Annotated in this window: 1 protein-coding gene; it reads right to left on the bottom strand. The window is 64.7% G+C overall.

Annotated features, from left to right (window positions below; all coding sequences use genetic code 11):
- The coding region (locus BST28_RS23030; RefSeq protein WP_207570204.1) for a zinc-binding dehydrogenase at positions 1 to 337 on the bottom strand (337 nt) is incomplete at its 3' end.
- Positions 338 to 419: the final 82 nt, after the last annotated feature.

Genomic DNA, 419 nt, shown 5'->3' with positions numbered 1-419 from the left:
GACCCAGCGCACCCGTTCCGCCGGTGATCACCACCGTCCCCTCACCACCCAACGGCTGCGGCACCGCCAACACCAGCTTGCCCACGTTGGCGCCTTCGCGTAGCACCCTCAAGGCACGGCCCGCCTCGTGAATGTCGAAGCTGGTGACGGGCAGCGGTCGCAGCGCACCCTGGTCGAACAGCGCGAGCAACTCGCCGAGCATCTCACCGATGCGTTCTGGCCCTGCAAAGGCGTGCGGTCGGGTGCTTTCGCGGTCGATGAGATCGAATGCACGGTAGGTGACACCGGGATGGGCCGCAGTGACCTCTTGCGGATCGCGGATGTCGGTCTTGCCCATTTCGAGGGCGTGTCATTCCATCTGTGTAAGTCCGAGGTGGTCCATCATCGGACCGCCGTTGGGGCGGACAGAAGGAGTGTTT

Source organism: Mycolicibacter kumamotonensis (assembly GCF_002086285.1).
Taxonomy (GTDB): Bacteria; Actinomycetota; Actinomycetes; order Mycobacteriales; family Mycobacteriaceae; genus Mycobacterium; species Mycobacterium kumamotonense.
Note: the sequence above shows the minus strand (reverse complement) of the source record. Positions and strands in the feature narration are given on the sequence as shown.